This is a genomic window from Mesorhizobium sp. LEGMi-168a, from assembly GCF_058312955.1.
In genome coordinates this window covers 1-1,555 of record NZ_JBZEGV010000090.1, presented here as the reverse complement: position 1 = coordinate 1,555, position 1,555 = coordinate 1, and the positions used below count along the sequence as shown (strand labels likewise).

The 1,555-nt window shown below is 64.6% G+C and carries 3 protein-coding genes; all 3 read right to left on the bottom strand.

The features are described 5' to 3' along the window. Window positions 1–225 (bottom strand): hypothetical protein (locus tag AC4FWB_RS34035; protein ID WP_491030589.1); only part of this gene is annotated, 225 nt, incomplete at its 3' end. Next, a complete protein-coding gene (locus tag AC4FWB_RS34030) occupies window positions 218–1,342 on the bottom strand; it encodes a sulfotransferase family protein (protein ID WP_491030588.1) in 1,125 nt (374 codons plus the stop codon). The genes AC4FWB_RS34030 and AC4FWB_RS34035, both read right to left, overlap by 8 nt. After that, window positions 1,339–1,555: hypothetical protein (locus tag AC4FWB_RS34025; RefSeq protein ID WP_491030587.1), on the bottom strand; the 217-nt coding region annotated here is incomplete at its 5' end. The genes AC4FWB_RS34030 and AC4FWB_RS34025, both read right to left, overlap by 4 nt.

Genomic DNA, 1,555 nt, shown 5'->3' with positions numbered 1-1,555 from the left:
CGGGGTGCGGGCCGGCTGGTAAAGATTGGCCAGAACGGGATTTTCGATGATCTGCCGCTGCAGGACCAGGGCTTCTCCCGCCCGATAGGCGTCGCGAAGAAATTCCGACGGAAATACCCGGCCAAAGACCGCCATCGCCCCCGCCACGAAGGCGAGGAAGGCGATCATCAACACGAAGAGTGTGGATCCGATTTTCTCCATCGGCATTCCCTTGCGCTTATCCATATCCGAACCGCCCAGCCACTGCCGCCGTGCGGCTGCGGATCTCGTTGCGCTCGGCCTGCGTGAACGATGGTTCGTAGTAGGCCGGGAAGCTGATCGTCGCATGCGCCGCATGCGCAAGCCCGCGGTCATCAAGCTCGCAGTGGTCGAGTATTGTCGAGAGCGTTGCGGCGGGATCGCTGCAAAGATCCTCGTAGCGGACGACGAGCATGCTCCCGGCCATGGCCGGATCATCCAGCACCGCCGCCACATAGCCGTAGACCGAGGCCCAGTAGGCCGCCCATCCCGCGACGTCCCTGCCGCTTTTCCAGAGCTTGATGATCTCGCCGGCCGTCCTGTGATCGACATTGACCGGCACGCGGTTCAATCCGAACTCGAAATGCCCGCTGCGCCGCATGTGGCTGAGAACCCGCCGGTCCTTGCCCTCCGCGTCGGAAAAGAGCCTGTGCTGCTTCATCAGCGATGCGCTGTGCCAGGCCGGATCGCGGATGGGCACGATGAAGCGAGCGTCGGGAAACAGTTTCCTCAGATAGCGCAAGCGCGTGACGTTGTAGTTGCCCTTGGCGAGATAGCGGCCGGCGTCGCGCAGCAGGAGCAGCTTGCGGATATGATCCCGGTAAAAGGCTTCGAAGCAGGGATGGCGCGCAGCTTCGTCCAGGCCCGCATTCGTCGACGGATCGTGCAGGTCCGGGAAGAACGCCATCCAAACGATCTCCTCGAAGGCCTCGGGGCTCTCCGGCGTCACCTTGATGCGGTCGCGATGCGCACGCTCGACGGCAAGCTGCTCCGTGCGCCCGGCGCGGTCGACGAACCAGGTCCACGCCATAGGCGCAGGCACCAAGGGAAAGTCGCGATAGCGATGGCTCGCCGTGTCGGGATGGCTGGCAAGCAATTCGAGCAGGATGGTGCTGCCCGACCGGGCAAGGCCCGCAATATAGATCGGCCGGCTCACGCTGGTGCCGTCGAGCCGCTCGGCAAGCAGCCGCGTTTCCCAGTTCCCCACCCTGATCCAAAACCTCGGAAAGCGCTCCAGGAGCCGGCCGATCGCGTCCGTCCAGGCATCGACTTCCAGGCTCGCCGCCCGGCCGCGTCGCTTGGTTGTGCGCCTGGTCCCGGTCATGCGATGCCGCGCACGCTCGTGAGCATCAGGGCAACGAGGATCGGCGCCGCGAAGAAGATGCCTTCCCAGCCGCGTAGCCAGGCAGGGCCGACCGCCAGAACCTGTTGCCGCGGCAGGCCGAGGTCGATCCTGTCGAACGGCAAGTCGTCGGGCAGATAACCCGCTGGATTGCCGACCAGCACATTCCACCAGCGCCATTTCTCGATGACGGAA

Coding starts and splice junctions, on each gene's coding strand:
- AC4FWB_RS34030 (WP_491030588.1), bottom strand. CDS start 1,342: ATGACCGGGACCAGGCGCACAACCAAGCGACGCGGCCGGGCGGCGAGC.